The organism is Phreatobacter sp. AB_2022a (genome assembly GCF_026847585.1).
GTDB lineage: Bacteria > Pseudomonadota > Alphaproteobacteria > Rhizobiales > Phreatobacteraceae > Phreatobacter.
Genome location: NZ_JAPSET010000081.1, coordinates 1 through 16128, shown reverse-complemented (window position 1 = coordinate 16128; position 16128 = coordinate 1). Strand labels below are relative to the sequence as shown.

Annotated in this window: 10 protein-coding genes and 1 tRNA gene; 5 read left to right on the top strand and 6 right to left on the bottom strand. The window is 69.6% G+C overall.

What is annotated here, in order from left to right:
• Nucleotides 1-24: 24 nt before the first annotated feature.
• Together OZ671_RS30640 and OZ671_RS30635 are read left to right on the top strand one after the other, a co-directional pair.
• Nucleotides 25-6822, top strand: a complete 6798-nt coding sequence (locus OZ671_RS30640; RefSeq protein WP_268864226.1) for an MBG domain-containing protein — start codon at nt 25-27, stop codon at nt 6820-6822.
• Nucleotides 6819-8582: a ShlB/FhaC/HecB family hemolysin secretion/activation protein gene (locus OZ671_RS30635; RefSeq protein ID WP_268864225.1), complete on the top strand. Its 1764-nt coding sequence runs from the start codon at nt 6819-6821 to the stop codon at nt 8580-8582. Before OZ671_RS30640 ends, OZ671_RS30635 begins: the two co-directional genes overlap by 4 nt.
• A 152-nt stretch (nt 8583-8734) precedes the next feature.
• On the opposite strand, the gene OZ671_RS30630 is transcribed toward OZ671_RS30635, so the two are convergent.
• Both OZ671_RS30630 and cpdR read right to left on the bottom strand, forming a co-directional pair.
• A tRNA-Val gene (locus tag OZ671_RS30630) sits at nt 8735-8809 on the bottom strand.
• A 77-nt stretch (nt 8810-8886) separates the two neighbouring features.
• Nucleotides 8887-9252, bottom strand: a complete 366-nt coding sequence (gene cpdR, locus OZ671_RS30625; RefSeq protein WP_038307854.1) for a cell cycle two-component system response regulator CpdR — start codon at nt 9250-9252, stop codon at nt 8887-8889.
• 397 nt (nt 9253-9649) lie between these two features.
• On the opposite strand from cpdR, the gene OZ671_RS30620 reads away from it, so the two are divergent.
• A complete protein-coding gene (locus OZ671_RS30620; protein WP_268864224.1) occupies nt 9650-10540 on the top strand; it encodes an N-formylglutamate amidohydrolase in 891 nt (296 codons plus the stop codon).
• 404 nt (nt 10541-10944) lie between these two features.
• Here the strand turns inward: OZ671_RS30620 and OZ671_RS30615 are convergent, their stop codons facing one another.
• Nucleotides 10945-12150, bottom strand: coding sequence for an MFS transporter (locus OZ671_RS30615; RefSeq protein ID WP_268864223.1), 1206 nt, complete (start codon nt 12148-12150; stop codon nt 10945-10947).
• Between the two features lie 261 nt (nt 12151-12411).
• Here OZ671_RS30615 and hisN point away from each other — a divergent pair, with 261 nt between their 5' ends.
• Nucleotides 12412-13194, top strand: coding sequence for a histidinol-phosphatase (gene hisN, locus OZ671_RS30610; protein ID WP_268864222.1), 783 nt, complete (start codon nt 12412-12414; stop codon nt 13192-13194).
• 12 nt (nt 13195-13206) lie between these two features.
• Here the strand turns inward: hisN and OZ671_RS30605 are convergent, their stop codons facing one another.
• The 3 genes from OZ671_RS30605 to OZ671_RS30595 all read right to left on the bottom strand — a co-directional run bounded on the left by OZ671_RS30605 (nt 13207) and on the right by OZ671_RS30595 (nt 15117).
• Nucleotides 13207-14157, bottom strand: coding sequence for an alpha/beta fold hydrolase (locus OZ671_RS30605; protein WP_268864221.1), 951 nt, complete (start codon nt 14155-14157; stop codon nt 13207-13209).
• Between the two features lie 84 nt (nt 14158-14241).
• Nucleotides 14242-14595, bottom strand: coding sequence for a hypothetical protein (locus OZ671_RS30600; RefSeq protein WP_268864220.1), 354 nt, complete (start codon nt 14593-14595; stop codon nt 14242-14244).
• A 102-nt stretch (nt 14596-14697) separates the two neighbouring features.
• Nucleotides 14698-15117: a hypothetical protein gene (locus tag OZ671_RS30595; RefSeq protein ID WP_268864219.1), complete on the bottom strand. Its 420-nt coding sequence runs from the start codon at nt 15115-15117 to the stop codon at nt 14698-14700.
• Between the two features lie 271 nt (nt 15118-15388).
• On the opposite strand from OZ671_RS30595, the gene OZ671_RS30590 reads away from it, so the two are divergent.
• Nucleotides 15389-15865 carry an Hsp20 family protein gene (locus tag OZ671_RS30590; RefSeq protein ID WP_268864218.1) on the top strand — a complete coding sequence of 159 codons (477 nt, stop codon included), beginning with the start codon at nt 15389-15391 and terminating at the stop codon, nt 15863-15865.
• The last annotated feature ends 263 nt before the right edge of the window (nt 15866-16128 follow it).

Below are 16128 nucleotides of genomic sequence, written 5' to 3'. Positions count from 1 at the left end.
CATGGCCGCGGCGGCGCGATCACCGTGACCGGCCGCGACCTCTCCCTGGCGAGCGCGCGGCTCGACGTGTCCGGCGCAACCGGCGGCGGTTCGGTGCGGGTCGGCGGCGACTACCAGGGCGGCGGCCCGCTGTCGCGGGCCCAGACGGTGACGATCGACGCCGGCTCGACCATCCGCGCCGATGCCACGACAAGCGGCGATGGCGGCCGGGTCATCGTCTGGTCGGACGGCTTCACCGGCTTTGCCGGTCGGATCTCGGCGCAGGGCGGCCGGCTCGGCGGCGATGGCGGTTTTGCCGAAGTGTCCGGCAAGGCGACCCTCGCGTTCACCGGTTCGGCGGATCTGCGCGCGACGCTCGGCCGGTTCGGCACGCTGCTGCTCGATCCCTACAACGTCACCATCTCCAATGGCGCCGACGCCAACCAGTCCGGCTTTACCGCGACTGGCGACAACAGCGTGATCAATGTCGCGACGCTGCAGAACCAGCTTGCGCTGTCCAATGTGACGATCTCGACCGGATCGGGCGGCAGCCAGGCCGGCGACATCACCGTGGCGGCACCGATCGTCTGGGATTCGGGATCGACGCTCACGCTCAGCGCCTACCGATCGATCGCGGTCAACGCCAATATCTTCATCACCGGGCCGGGCGGGCTTGCCCTCAACACCAACCAGGGCGGCAGCGGCGGCACGCTCTCCTTCGCCATGGCGGCCGGGGTCAACTATACCGGAACGCCGCATACCGGCCAGTCGCTGTCGATCAACGGGCAGGGCTATCAGCTCGTCTACGACGCCACCGAGCTGCAGGCGATCAACAACGACTTGACCGGCCGCTATGCGCTTGCCGGACCGATCAACGGCACGCCGACCAGCGGCTGGAACGGCGGCCTCGGCTTCTACGCGCTCGGCGTCGACGGCCACGGCACCATCCTCAACGGCGGCAATGGTTTCACCGGCAAGTTCGAAGGGCTCGGCAACGTCATCTACAATCTGACCGCCTTCCAGGTGCCGAGCAATTATGTCGGGCTGTTCGGCGTCGTCGGCAGCAGCGGCACGGTCAGCAATGTCGGCCTGCGCAACGTCAATATCGGCGCGTCCGACTATGCCGGCGCGATCGCCGGCGTGAACCGGGGCACCATCACCCAGAGCTGGGCGGACGGCAGGGTCCAGGGCTCGTCCTCCGTCGGCGGCCTCGTCGGCTACAATACCGGCACACTGAGCCGATCGTTCTCCAATGCCTCGGTCGACGGCCGCGACCGCAACCAGGTCGGCGGTCTCGTCGGGCGCAATGGCGGCACCATCAGCCAGGCCTATGCGACCGGTTCGGTCATCGGCGGGCGCTGGGTCGGCGGGCTCGTCGGCACGAACGACAGCGGCGCCTGGATCATCGAGACCTATGCCAGCGGCGCAACCCATGGCAGCGACACCGTCGGCGGCCTCGTCGGCATCAATCAGGGCACCGTCGTCGCCAGCTCTTTCGTCACCGACACGACGGGGCGGAGCACCGGTACCGGCTCCGGCTCTGCCGGCGGGACACCGATCACGCTGACGCAGTTCCTGGACGGCGGAGTCGGCCCGGCCTTTGCCGGCGGCACCGGCGGCATCATGCCGTATCTCGCGAATTTCTACCCGAACGGCGCTGAGATGGTGTCGGGCACCGCCTATACCGATCTCGGCGTCACCCGCCTCGTCTCCAGCGTGCCCCTGCCCATCTATGCTGCCAATCCCGGCCGCGTCTCGACCGTCGTCGAAGGCGTCGAATACGGAAAGGTGACGACCGGCGCCAATGGCTTCTACGCCACCCTGCTGCCACCGGGTACGCTGACGCCCGGGGCGCGCGTCATCACCTTCACCCAGAGCGACACGAGCCCCAGCTCGTCGGGTTCGACCGATGCCGTGCGCTTCGAGCGCGCCACCGGCGCGAGCGTAATGGCAGGCCTCGACATCTACGGCACGGTGCTGACCGCGCGGACCACGGCGACGACGCTGTCGCAGGCCCGGGCCGAGGCGGTCGACACGGCCGGGGCAGCCGGATCGAGCCCGACCGCGCTTGCCGCGCTGGCGGGCCTCAAGGGCCGGGCCTATCTGGCGACCGGCGCGAGCTTCACCGTCGACCAGGCGGTGAACCTCAACGGGCAGAGCCTCATGGTGCAGACCGAGGCCGGCGCGCCGCTCACCGTGGCGCAGCCGATCGACGTCCGCACGGGGTCGCTGCTGACGCTCAAGTCCGGCGGCGACCTGGCGATCAATGCCAATGTGACCATGTACGGCGCGGGCACGCTGAGCCTCGGCAACGGCGCGGGCTACGACTACGGGTTCCGTAACGGCGCGTCGGTGTCCTTCTACGATGCCGGCGGCAGCATGTCCGATCCGAACCCGGGCATGGGCACCACCTGGGAGCAGCTCACCCACCAATATCTCTTCATCAACGGCGCGAAATACTGGATCGTCTATTCGAAGTTCCAGCTCGACGAAATCGACGGCCTCTACGCCTTCAACAACCAGCCCATTACCGCCTATGGCACGGGCCTGAGCGGCAATTTCGCCATGGCCTACGATTTCAACATGGCCGGCTTTACCTATGGCACGGCCCTGGTCGGCCGTGACGCGGGTACCGCGTTCTCAGGCACCTTTGCCGGGCTGGGCCACAAGCTGAGCAATCTCAGCATGAGCAGCAGCGCCGCGAATTTCGGCCTGTTCGGATATGTCGCCGGTGGCACCATCCGCGACGTCGGCATCGCCAGCGGCTCCGTCGCGGGCGGCAACTCCACCGGTGCGCTGATCGGTTCCATCAGCAACGGCCAGGTGCTGAATACCTATTCCAACGTCCAGGTCAGCGGCGCGGGCTCGGTCGGGGGATTGATCGGCAATGCCAGCAACACGACCATCCTCCGGTCGATGGCGGCCGGCACCGTGGTCGGCGGCACCGGTGTCGGCGGCCTCGTCGGCTGGCACTCCGGCACGATCCGCGACAGCTATGCGACCGGAGCGGTGCGCGGCTCGGGCGGCGTCGGCGGGCTGATCGGCCTCAGCTACGGTCTTGTCGAGCGCACCTTCGCCACGGGGGCCGTCCTTGGCGATTCCAGCACCGGAGGGCTTGCGGGCGCCGTCTATGGCGGCGCCATCAGCAATTCGTTCTTCGACATCGGCACGACCGGCCAGACCGACGCGGCGGGCGGCGTTGCGGGCGGGACGGTGTCGGCGACCGGCATGACCACCACCGGCCTGCAGAATGGCGGGCTCGCCGCGCTGGGCTTCGATGCGGCGGTCTGGAGCGGCGGTGCAGGCGGGCTCTATCCCTATCTTCCGAGCTTCTACGGCCGGGGCGTCCAGGCGATCTCGGGGACGGCCTATCGCGCCGACGGCACGACCGGCCTTGCGCCGGATGCGAACGGCTTCGTCACCGTGCAACTGGCGAGCGGCGGCGCGGTGCGTGGTCGCGCCGTGACCGGCGCCAACGGCTATTACTACATCATGGTCGATGCCGGCACCGTGAACGGCACGGCGGTCGCCTATCTCATCGGCAACGCGTCACAGGGGACCTCGGACGCTGCGACCGTGCGGACGGGCGCGAGCGGTCGGATCTCCGGCCTCGACCTGCAGAGCGGCTGGCGGATCGTCAGCGCCGATGCGACGGTCGGCTCGGTTTCCGCGGTCAACGCGACCTTCGCGGCGGCCGTTTCCGGCACCTCCATCGCCGGCTCGTCCTTCGCCAACCAGCGCATCGACAGCGCGGCGTCAAGCTTTGTCGTCGACCAGCCGGTTTCGCAATCCGGCATTTTCGCCCTGTCATCGGCCGGCACGGTGACGCAGGCGGCGGGCACTATCACCGCCGACGGCCTGCTGCTCGGCGGCGGCGGGCGGTTCACCCTGGCCCAGGCCGCCAATCAGGTTCGCGTCCTGGCGGCCGATGTCGGTGCGCTCGACTATGTCAACGCCACGGATCTGACCATCGACCGGATCGCCAGCACCGGCGTCGTGGTTGCCGGAGTTCAGACGACCGACACGGTCAAGGTCGCGGCCAGCGGCGCGCTCACGATCGCCAGCGGCGCCGGCGTTTCCGGGGTGTCGCCCGTGCTGGCCGCGGGCGGTGCTTTCGTCAATCAGGCCGGTGCCGGCGCGGTCACCGCGACCGGCGGGCGATGGCTGATCTATTCCAACGCACCCGGCGGCAATACATTCGGCGGGCTCGACAGCGGGAATACGGCGATCTTCGGCGCGTCGCCGGCGACGCTGCCTCCCGGCAGCGTCAGCCAGGCCGGCAACCGCTACCTCTTCGCCTCCCGCCCGACGCTCACCTTCACCTCGATCAACGGCAGCAAGGTCTATGGCGAGGAGGGCGCGGCGACGATCGCCGGCCTCTACGCCGTCACCGGTTACGATCCGGGCGTCAGCGGCGCCTATCGCGGCGACGACGCGGCGACCGCCTATACCGGCGCGCCAGCGCTGACCTCGGCCGGGACCGGGGCTTTCGTCCCGGCCGGCGGGCTCGGCTACACCGTCCATGTTGCGCAGGGGACATTGGCCTCGCCGTCGGGCTATGCTTTCAGCTTCAGCTCGCCCGGCATTCTTTCCGTCACGCCGCGGCCGATCAGTGTCACGGCGGACACAAAAAGCCGCGTCTATGGCGACGGCAATCCGGCCTTGACCTACAACGTCTCCGGCCTCCTGGCCGGCGATGCCCTGACCGGCGGGCTCGAAACCGACGCGACATCCGGCTCGGGTGTCGGAACCTATGCGATCCGGATCGGCAGCCTCGGCAATCCGAACTACGCGATCAGCTATACCGGCGCCGACCTGACGATCGTGGCGCGACCGATCACCGTGGCTGCGGACGCAAAAAGCCGCGTCTATGGCGACGGCAATCCGGTCCTGACCTACAGCACGTCAGGCCTCCTGCCCGGCGACGCACTGACGGGCGGGCTCGAAACCGACGCGATGTCCGGCTCGGGTGTCGGAACCTACGCGATCCGGATCGGCAGCCTCGGCCATCCGAACTATGCGATCAGCTATACGGGCGCCGAGCTCGCGGTCACGGCGCGGCCGCTGACCGTGACGGCGGATGCCCGGAGCCGGTTCTATGGCGACGCCAATCCGGTTCTGACCTATGCGGCGCCCGGCCTCCTGCCCGGCGACGCATTGACCGGCGCGCTCGAGGTCGGCGCTACCACCGTGTCGGGTGTCGGAGCCTATGCCATCGGCCGCGGCACGCTCGCCAATCCGAACTATGCGATCAGCTATGCGGGTGCCGACCTGACGATCACGCCGCGGCCGATCACAGTGACCGCCGATGCCCGAAGCCGGGTCTATGGCGATGCCAATCCGGCGCTGACCTATCAGGTGACCGGCGGCTCGCTGGTCAATGGCGATACCCTGTCGGGCGGCCTCGAAACCGCGGCGACGACGACGTCGGGCGTCGGGATCTACGCGATCGCGCGCGGCACGCTCGGCGATCCAAACTACAAGATCAGCTATGCGGGCGCCGATCTGACGATCACGGCGCGGCCGATCACGGTTGCGGCGGATGCGCGCAGCCGCGTCTATGGCGATGACAATCCGGGGCTGACCTACAGGCTGACGGCCGGATCGCTCGTCGGTGGCGACAGCCTCGCCGGCGCGCTGGAGACCGGCGCGACCACAACCTCGGGCGTCGGGGCCTATGCGATCACCCGCGGCACGCTCGCCAACCCCAATTATGCCATCAGCTATACGAGCGCCGACCTGACGATCACGGCGCGGCCGATCACGCTGGCGGCGGATGCCAAGAGCCGCGTCTATGGCGATGGCAACCCGGCGCTGACCTATCGGGTGACGGCTGGCTCGCTCGTCAATGGCGACGCGCTCGCCGGTACGCTGGAGACCGACGCGTCCCAGGCCTCGGGTGTCGGGACCTATGCGATCACGCGCGGCACGCTGGCCAATCCGAACTACGCGATCAGCTATGCGAGCGCCGACCTGACGATCACGGCGCGGCCGGTCAGGGTGACGGCCGATGCCAGGAGCCGGATCTATGGTGACGCCAACCCGGCGCTGACCTATCAGGCGGAGGGCCTCCTGTCCGGCGACACGCTGACGGGCGCGCTCGAGACGGGGGCGGCAGCGGCCTCGGGCGTCGGCGCATACGCGATCCGGCTTGGCACGCTCGGCAACCCGAACTATGCGGTCAGCTATGCGGGCGCCGACCTGACGATCACGCCGCGCGCGATCACCATCACGGCCCATGATCAGAGCCGGGTCTATGGCGAGGCCAATCCGGCGCTCGCCTATGCGGTGGGCGGGGCAGGGCTGGTCAATGGCGACATGCTCACCGGTGCGCTCGCCACGGCGGCCACCGAACGGTCGGGCATCGGGGGCTATGCCATCACGGCCGGGACCATCGGCGGCGGCAACTATCAGATCACCGGCTTCAGCGGCGCGACGCTGACGGTGACGGCGCGGCCGGTAACGATCGTCGCGCGCGACGTGACCAAGAGCTTCGGCCAGCCGGACCCGCCGCTCACCTGGCTCGCCGCCGGCATGGGCCTCGTCAACGGTGACCAGGCGAGCGGCGCCCTGGCGCGCGAGGCGGGGGAGGCGATCGGTTCCTACACGATCCAAATCGGCTCGCTGGCCTTCTCGCCCAATTATCAGATCACCTTCCAGCCGGGCCGGTTCACGGTCGCGCCCTCGCCGGCGGCCGTCGCGATCAGCCAGCTCGCGAGCCTTGTCGCGCCGCCGCCCGAGCCGTCGGGCGGCACCACCGTCCTGGAGGGACTGACGACCGCTGATCGGCAGGGCCTTCTCACATGCCGGCCGCAACCCGCCGGAGGGCTGACCTGTCCATGATGCTGGCCATACCGAATCCGAACGTCACGCGCGGCCGCCCCATCCGGGCGATGGCCCTTGTCGGCGCGAGCCTTCTCGCCCTCATGGCGCCGGCCTCCGCGCAAGCGCCGTCTCCCGGCCAGGTCACGCCGCGCAGCTTCGCTCCCGACCTGCAGCGCAGCCCGACCGGCATCGTGCTGCCCGAGGCGGGCGCCGGCCAGGTGCCTGCGGGCGCGGAGCGGGCGACGCTCCGGATCGGCACGGTCGCGGTCGAGGGCGGCGATCCCGGCCTCGCCGCCGAGACGGAGGTTGCGGTCGGCCGGCTGCGCGGCCGCATGGTGACGGTGGCCGAGATCTATGCCGCCGCGGCGGCGATCGAGCAGGCCTATGCCGCGCGCGGCTATTTCCTTACCCGCGTGGTGGTGCCGCCGCAGGAGGCGCGCCATGGCGGCACGCTGCGCCTGCGCGTGGTCGAAGGTTTCGTCGAATCGATCGATACCGCGCGTCTGCCCGAGCGGGTGCGCGCGCGCGTCGCGGCCATCACCGCCGATCTCGTCGGCCAGCGGCGCCTGCCGCTCGGCACTTTCGAGCGCAAGCTGCTGCTGGCCGGCGACGTGCCGGGCCTGGCGCTGCGGTCGACCCTCGAGCCGGGCACCGCGACCGGCGCGGTGCGGCTGGTGCTGTCGGGCGAACAGCGGCCAGTCAGCGCCGAGATCAGCATCGACAATTCCCTGCCGAAATCACTCGGCATGACCTCGGCCACCCTGTCGGCGGCGTTCCAGTCGCTGGCCGGTTCGGGCGAGCTCGTCTATCTCGCCGCCTCCGGCTCGCCGGCGAACGGCTGGCTCTCGTCGGAGGGACCGCGCCGGCTGGTGGCCGGCGGCTTCATCCTGCCGCTCGGCACCGATGGCCTCAGCTTCAATGCCGAGGTGACGCTTTCCGACACGCATCCGCGTACCGGCCCTGCGGCCCTTGCGACCGAAAGCACGCTGCGGCGGATCGCGCTCAGGCTGCTCTATCCCCTGATCCGCAGCCGCAGCACCAATCTGACGCTGCGCGCGGCCGTGGAACTGGTCGACGAGCAGCAGCGCGCGCCGCTGTTCGATGCGACGCTCTACGACGACCGGTTGAGGCCGGTGCGGCTCGGCGCCGATTTCACCCATGTGATCGCGCTGACCGGCACGACCATCAGCGCCGGACTCGATTTTTCGCAAGGCGTCCACTGGCTCGGCAGCCGTGGCCGGTCGGACGCGACCTTCCTGAAGCCGCTGTCGCGCGTCTCGGCGAGCGATGTCTTCAGCAAGCTCGAGTTCCGCGCGCGCCTCGCCCAGGCCCTGCCGGCGAACTTCACCCTCGAGCTGAGCGGCCGCGCCCAATATGCGCTGACTGGGCCGCTGCTCAACAGCGAGCGCTTCACGCTCGGCGGGCCGCGCGGCCTCTCCGCGCTCGATTCGGGCCTGCTCGCCGGCGACAGCGGCTGGCTCGTCCGGGCCGAGCTGCAATATGCCGCGCTCATCCCGCCGGGGCCGGCCGGCCAGGGCGTGTTCTCGCCCTATCTGTTCACCTCGCGCGGGCAGGCGGTGAATCTGAGGCCGACCGTGCTCGAACGCCGGACGGTCGGCGCGACCAATGTCGGGCTCGGCGTGCGCGCAACCGTCCTGCCGACCGGGCCGCTTGCCGCCCGCTCGATCGATCTCGGCCTCGAAGGCGCCCGCGAGATCACGGACGGGCCGGCCAATGACGGCTGGCGCGTCAACGCCAACGCCTCCTTCAAGTTCTGAAAAGCCCGTCACAGCGGCTCGCGGATCGGACCTGGGCGGCCGGCATGCCGCGCGGTCTTGCGCGCGGTGCGCCGGACTCCATGCGGATGACGGGCCGGGCAAAACAAAACCCCCGGTATCATTGAGGTCTTCAATGATACCGGGGGCTTGAATGGTGGGCGCGGCTGGGATCGAACCAGCGACCCCTACGATGTCAACGTAGTGCTCTCCCGCTGAGCTACGCGCCCTTTGCGGCCGGGGCCGCGAATGCGAGGCGCTCCGTATAGTTGGGAACGCGGTCCGGTGCAAGCCCGGTTGGGGATAGTTAGGCGGCCTCGCGCAGCATTTTTTCGACCTCGTTCACGAGGTCGCGCAAATGGAACGGCTTGGACAGGATCTTGGCATCTTTCGGCGCCTGCGAATCGGGCTGCAGCGCCACCGCGGCGAAGCCGGTGATGAACATGACCTTGATTTCGGGATCGAGCTCGGTGGCCCGGCGGGCGAGCTCGATGCCGTCCATCTCCGGCATGACGATGTCGGTCAGGAGCAGCTCGAAGGGTTCCTCGCGCAGGCGGTGATAGGCCGACAGCCCGTTGTCGAACGAGGCGACGTCATAGCCTGCATTGTGCAGCGCCTTGACCAGGAACCGACGCATGTCGTTGTCGTCTTCGGCCAGCAGAATCTTGCCCATTCGCCCGTGCGGTCCTTCGCCCCATGCCAGAAATGCCGTGGATCGACCACAGCGCGCCCCTCGCCAATACTCAACACCCGGACGGTAAACATGGCGTGAAAGCGACCCCGCAAATATGCGCCAGAATGGCCGAAATGTCTCGGTTTTCACCATGACTCGCCGCCGCCGGCGGTGCTTTTCCAGGCCGATGCGACGCATTTGTCGCAGTTTTTAAGCAAACTGCGGCAATCGGCGCGTCCCAAACGCTGCCGCACGGCCCGCGGGCCGCTCCCCTGCGCGCCAAGCGGGGCCGGCCGCTTTCCATCATCGAGACCGCTGGCTAAGCTGATTTTCGCGTTCCGGGCGCCCAGGTGGCGGGCGCCGGGACGCGGGCGACGGGAAGAGCCAGGCCAGCGCAATGAGCGAAGCAGAGATCCGCGACTTCGAACCGGCCTTCGAGGCGCTGGAACCCGATGTGCTGGTCGCTCCCGTCGTGTTCAACTCCCCGCATTCCGGCCGGGTCTATCCCGCACAGTTCCTGCAGCAGGTGCGGCTCGACCTGCCGACGCTGCGCCGCTCCGAGGACACCGATGTCGACGCGCTGTTCGCCGGCGTGGTGGAGCGGGGCATGCCGCTCGTCCGGGCCCATTTCCCGCGTTCGATGGTGGATGTGAACCGCGAGCCCTACGAGCTCGATCCGCGCATGTTCGACGGCCGGCTGCCGACCTTCGCCAATACCCGTTCCATGCGCGTTGCCGGCGGCCTCGGCACGGTGCCGCGGGTGGTAGGCGAGGCGCAGGAGATCTATGCCCGCCGGCTGCCGGTCGACGAGGCGCTGATGCGCATCGACACCATCTACAAGCCCTATCACCGCACGCTCCGCCGTGTCATCGCCGGCGCGCACCGCGCCTTCGGCGAAGCGTTGCTGGTCGATTGCCATTCGATGCCCTCGCTCGCGCCGGCCCGCGAGGACCGGCCGCGCGCCGACATCGTGATCGGCGACCGCTACGGCACCAGTTGCTCGCCGGTGGTGAGCGATCTCGTCGAATCGGTGCTGCGTGGCCGGGGCTATCAGGTGGTGCGCAACAAGCCCTATGCCGGCGGCTTCATCACCGAGCACTACGGCCAGCCGCAGGCCGGGACCCATGCCGTGCAGATCGAGATCAACCGGGCGATCTACATGGACGAGCGCAGCTATCGGCGCAAACCCGGCTTCGAGGGCCTGCAGGCCGACCTGATGCTGCTCGCCGAAGGGTTGATGCGCCTGCCGCTCGACAGGCCCGGCGACTGGCGCTTCGCCGCCGAGTGACTATTTCACGGATGAGTGATCCGGCGGCCCTGCCCGCCATGGCCTGCATGCTCCCGATTGCCGCGCGCCGCCGGGATTGTGATCTCAACTGTTCAGTTGATTAGGGTGCGTTGCACAATCGGCATGACAGCCGGTCGCGCGCGCGCCCTCTGCCCGGCGGGCCCTGACGCGCTACGGAAGACCGTGAGCTTCTTATTGAAATAGTTCGAAAATTCGACCCAGAAAAGAAAGAGGCCGCTCACTTTCGTGAGCGGCCCAAGTCTAGGGAGGAAACGCCCAAGGAGGGCTGTGCGACGTCGCGGGAGCGACACCGCACTGCAACAATATGGCCGGGTCCTCTCGAAAAGGCAAGATGGTTGACCCATTTTTTTTGAGGCATCGCGCGCCGGCCGGCCGCTGCCGCCTCAGCCGAGGGCGCGGCGTGGATCGGGAGCGCCGGCATAGGCCCAGGCCGCGATCGCGACCAGGGCCGCCTGCATGCCGAAGGCGGTCTGAAAGGCGCCGACAGGATAGACCAGGGCGGGACCGGCGACAGCCTTGACCGCAAGCCCGGTGAGCCACTGTGTCGCAAAGCCGCCGGCGACCGTGCCGATATTGAGCAGCGTCATGCCGCGGCCCGTCAGTTCCGGCGGGAACAGCGCCTTGCCATGGGCGACCAGCACGGGCGCATAGGCGCAGCTGAAGCCGAGCGCGGCGATGATCGCGGCAGCGCCGAGAAGATTCAGCCGGTGGCCGAAACCGATCAGCGCGATGAGCAGGAGGACGGTCAGGCCGGCTGCCGCGAGCGTCAGCGGCCGGTAGGCCCTGACGACCCGGTCGGCCGAACCCCAGAACAGCATGCCGCCGACCTGCGCGACCGCCATGGCGAGCAGGACGCGCCCCTGCACGGCGACGTCGGCGCCGTGGACATGGGCAAGATAGGGGCCGCCCCACAGGCCGATGATCAGGCCGAAGGTCGAATAGGTTGCAAACTGCATCAGGAACAGGCGCGAGAACCCGATGACGCGGACGGCGCGGCGCACACCGCCGAGAGCCGCGGCCAGGGTTTCGCGCGGCGCGCCGGCGTCGGGCCCGGCCGCGGCCCCGCGGACGATGGCGAAGATCGCCAGGGTGAGCAGGGCGCAGGCGATGCCGGCCGCCATGAAGGCGGCACGCCAGCCGAAGGTCGCCGTGGCAAGGGCCAGCGGCACGGTGGCGGCGATGTTGCCGAGGCTGGAGATGGAGAGCTGCAGGCCGGCGAGCGAGGCGAAGGTCGCCGGCGGAAAGGCGCGCGCATAGATGACCAGCGGCGCCATCAGGAAGGTGGAGCAGCCGATGCCGAGCAGCAGGCGGCCGGCGATCAGGCCGCCGCCGTCGCCGGCCAGGGCGAAGACGAAGGAGCCGATGATGACGAAGGCTGCCGAGCCCAGCATGGCGGCACGCGGACCATAGCGGTCGATGATGATGCCGACCGGGATCTGGCAGAGCCCGAAAATCAGGAAGAAGCTCGACGACAGGGTACCGAGTTCCGCGGCGGTCAGATGGAGCTCGCCGGCCAGCGTGGTGGCGATGACGCCCACGGAGTTGCGGTAGAACTGACTGAATGCGGTTGCGAGCCCAAGCGTTGCCACCAAGGCGATCGTGGCGGATCTCGCCCGTGTCGCTTCGCCCATGCCCGTTCCGATCCCCCCGATGGATCTGCCATGCTGCGCCGACCCTGCCGTGCCCGGAGCCGGGTCACAAGCTCCGGGGACACAGCGCAGTCCTGCGCGGCCGCCACCGTCCTTGCAGGTTGCGGGGCGCTGCGCCGGCGGCCTATAGCATCGCAGCCGACACATTCCGTGCTCCATCACGCCGCCGCCCGCCGGCGCCAAGAGAAGGACGCCCATCCCGTGAGTGCCGTCGATATCGAGGCCTTCGTCCATGAGCTCGCGCGGGTTTCCGGCGAAGCCATCCTGCCATTCTTCCGCTCCAGCATCGGGGTCGAGAACAAGGCCCATGCCGGTGCCTTCGACCCGGTGACCGAGGCCGACCGGGCCGGCGAGGCCGCCATGCGCCGCATGATCAAGGCAACCTTTCCGGCCCATGGCATCGTCGGCGAGGAGCACGGCTCGGAGAACCCGGAAGCCGAGCATGTCTGGGTGCTCGATCCGATCGACGGAACGCGCGCCTTCATCGCCGGCATCCCGGTCTGGGGCACGCTGATCGGGCTGGCCAGCAAGGGCACGCCAGCCTTCGGCATGATGCACCAGCCGTTCACCCGGGAAACCTTCTGGGGTGATCGCGCCCGCGCGCGCTACCGCGGGCTTGGCGGCGAGCGCGCACTGCATGTCCGCGCCTGCCCGGATCTGGCTGCCGCGACCATCATGACGACCTCGCCGAAAATGTTCCGCGAGGAGGAAAAGCCGCGCTTCGACCGCGTCGAGGCGGCCTGCCGCACCTATCGCTACGGCGCCGACTGCTATGCCTATTGCATGCTGGCGGCCGGCCATGTCGACCTGGTGGTGGAGGCCGGGCTGAAGCCCTACGACATCCTCGCCCTGGTGCCGATCATCGAGGGTGCCGGCGGCATCGTCACGACCTGGGACGGGGGCGCGCCGGGCGCGGGCGGCCGCATCCTCGCGGCCGGCGACAGGCGCGTGCATGCCGAAGCGATGGCGATCCTCAACGGCTGACCGCGGCAACGCTCACAGGAACGGCTGCTCGCCCGGCACGAAGGCGTCGAAGGCGGCCCAGAACTGCTCGCGGAAGATCGGCCGCTCGAACATCATTTCGTGCTTGGCGCCCTGCACCACCAGCGTCCGGCCGGCCTTGAGCTGGCTGCCGAAATGTTCGATCGCGGGCGTCGAGACCAGCGGATCGTTGCCGGCGGCGATGATCAGCATGGGCTGGCGGATATCGAGAGCGTAGAGCGGCTGGCTGATGGCGCGTGTCACGCGCAGCGCCTCGCGCACCCAGCCGATCGTCGGCGCGCCCATGGCAAGGCGGGGATCGACATCGGCATAGGCGGCGAGCCGGGCATATTGCTCGGGGTCGGAGGTGACGGGATTGGTCTCGAACGGCCGCTTGGCGAGCGGCGACAGCGTGCCCCCGGGAATGACCGCGCTGGCGAAGCCGAGAAGCGACAGCGCCGTCACGGCCAGGAGCGGCAGCGTCGAGCGCGGCACCTCGACGAGCCCGATCATGGGGGCGCTCAGCACGACGCGATCGAACCAGTTGCGGCCGGCCTTCAGCGCCTCGATCGTAATGGCGCCGCCCATGCTGTGGGCGAGCGCGTAGAAGGGCGGCCGGCAGTCGGGCAGCGCGACGGTCTCCATGATCGTCTCGAAATCGATCTGGTAGTCCGAGAAGCGCCTGACATGGCCCTTGCGCACGTCGCCGGTCAGTCGGCTCGATCCGCCCTGGCCGCGCCAGTCGAAGGCCAGCACGCCGAAGCCGCGGGCGCGCAGCGCCTCGATCACGTCGAAATATTTCTCGATGAACTCGGTGCGGCCCTGGATCAGCACGAGCGTGCCCTTGCGCAGGGTGCCGGCCGCCTCCCACCGCGCATAGCGCAGCGCGACGCCGTCCGGGGTCGTGACCGTGCCCGCGCGGGCGCCTTCGGGAACCGGCCGGTCGGGCAGGGCGACGAGATCCATCAGCGCTCCGGAAGGGCGAATCGGCCATGCCGGCCGCATGTCGGCAGGATAGCGCCGGCCGGCGCCATGGCCAGCGCGCCGCGCTCAGCGCGCGGGCACAAGGCGCCAGCGGTAGAGCGGGCGGCCATGAGCGTCGTAGCCGGAGGGCGGCACGAGGACGAGCGCGGCCGGCGCCGGCGGCGGCAGGAGATAGGCTTCGCCGCGCGCGGCCCGGCAATAGGTGCTGGCCGGCTCGACGGCGACAAAACGGCGCCCCCAGTCATCGGTCTTGGCCACGCGCAGGGGCGGGGCGCCGGGCGCGCAAGGATCGTAGGGATAGCCTGGCGGCAGCCACTGGACCGGCAGCGCCGTCGGGCGCGGGGCGGGCGCGACCGGCATGGCGACCGCCATGGCGGGCAGCAGCGCCACGGCGAAGGCAGCAGGCAGGATCGACCGCATCGTGACCGGGCTCCCAGGCGGGCGGGTGATCGGTCTTCGATCTCACAGCCTCGGGCCGGTGCCAAGGCCTTGCGCCGGCCATGGTGAACGAAGCGCATGGCGTCACTGCGGGGGTGGCGGCGCCGGGAAGGCCGCCGGCCGATCGCCTGCGGTCGCGCCATCCATCACCCTGATGCCGATGATCTCGGCGTTGCGACCATCGACGACGAGGCGCAGCCGCCGGCCGCGACGGTCGGTGCTGGTGGCCAGATAGGTCGGGCCGCGCAGCGAGGCCGGCTCGGCGACGACATAACCGCGCCGGGCGAGCCGCCCGGCGACTTCCGGCCAGGGCAGCACGGCGGGCGCCTGGACCGGCTGGGCGCGCAGTTCGAGCACCGGCGCGGCCAGCTCGGTGAGCCGGGCCGGCACGCTGGAGCGCGGCGCCGCATCATCGTCGCCGCGCGCCGGGGCAAGGCCGGCGCCGGCAAGCCAGGCGGCCGTCGCCGCGAGCAGCATCGCCTTGGCGGGCGTCGCCCTGACCATTGCGCAATCCCCGCTGAGTTCGAGCCGAGGCAGGGTCGGCTGCCCGCACCTGCCCATCGTTGCCGGGCACCATGACGGGGGACGGCTGAACCCGTCCGGAAGTCGCCGTTCATGCAGCGGTCAGAAAACGCGCGCCCTGCCTGGCACCCCTTGCGCGGCCCGCGGGGGATCCCCAACTCACTCATCGTGCAGGCCCGATGCGGCTGCACGAGACGGAAGGCCCGGCTATCCGGCGGGCCGCCATTCGATGTTGCTTGAAGGAGGACATCCCATGCGTTCGTTCGATCTTGCTCCGCTTTATCGTTCCACTGTCGGCTTCGATCGCCTGTTCTCGTTGCTCGACCAGACCTCCGGCGCCGATATCCCGGCCGCCGGCTATCCGCCCTACAATATCGAGAAGACCGGCGAGACCAGCTACCGCATCTCGGTCGCGGTTGCCGGCTTTACCGAACAGGACCTGTCGATCGAGGTGAAGGAGCAGGCGCTCACCATTCGTGGTGAGAAGGTCGCCGCCGAAGGCGCGGCCAAGGCCGAGTACCTGCACCAGGGCATCGCCGCGCGCGCCTTCGAGCGCCGCTTCCAGCTCGCCGACCATGTCCTCGTGAAGGGCGCCACGCTCCAGCATGGCCTGCTTCATGTCGATCTCGTCCGCGAGATCCCCGAGGCCATGAAACCGCGGCAGATCGCCATCAGCAATGGCGAGGGCGCCCGCGTCATCGACGGCCAGCTGTCGCAGAAGGCGGCCTGAACGCCACCGATCTCCGGCGGTCTGATCCGCCGTCAAAAATGACGAACGCCCCGGCGCCTGGCGCCGGGGCGTTTCGTTTGACGCCTTGTTCGCGGTGCCGCGCGCGTCAGCGCGGCGCGACCTGGCGCACGCCGTCGCGCTGGTCCGGAGCGCCCGGCAGGGTCTCGCCGTTGGGGCCGAGGAAGCGGCCGTCGACCATGACGCCGTCATCCTGGCCTTCGGCCGGCCTTGCTTCGGCGGTCGGCGGCGTGACCGGGGCGGGC

Excerpts from the sequence above, each read along its gene's own strand:
- OZ671_RS30605 (WP_268864221.1), bottom strand. The coding sequence starts at position 14,157 with ATGGATCTCGTCGCCCTGCCCGACCGGCCGGTTCCCGAAGGCGCCCGC.
- OZ671_RS30600 (WP_268864220.1), bottom strand. The coding sequence starts at position 14,595 with ATGCGGTCGATCCTGCCTGCTGCCTTCGCCGTGGCGCTGCTGCCCGCC.
- cpdR (WP_038307854.1), bottom strand. The coding sequence starts at position 9,252 with ATGGGCAAGATTCTGCTGGCCGAAGACGACAACGACATGCGTCGGTTC.
- OZ671_RS30635 (WP_268864225.1), top strand. The coding sequence starts at position 6,819 with ATGATGCTGGCCATACCGAATCCGAACGTCACGCGCGGCCGCCCCATC.
- OZ671_RS30620 (WP_268864224.1), top strand. The coding sequence starts at position 9,650 with ATGAGCGAAGCAGAGATCCGCGACTTCGAACCGGCCTTCGAGGCGCTG.
- OZ671_RS30595 (WP_268864219.1), bottom strand. The coding sequence starts at position 15,117 with ATGGTCAGGGCGACGCCCGCCAAGGCGATGCTGCTCGCGGCGACGGCC.
- OZ671_RS30590 (WP_268864218.1), top strand. The coding sequence starts at position 15,389 with ATGCGTTCGTTCGATCTTGCTCCGCTTTATCGTTCCACTGTCGGCTTC.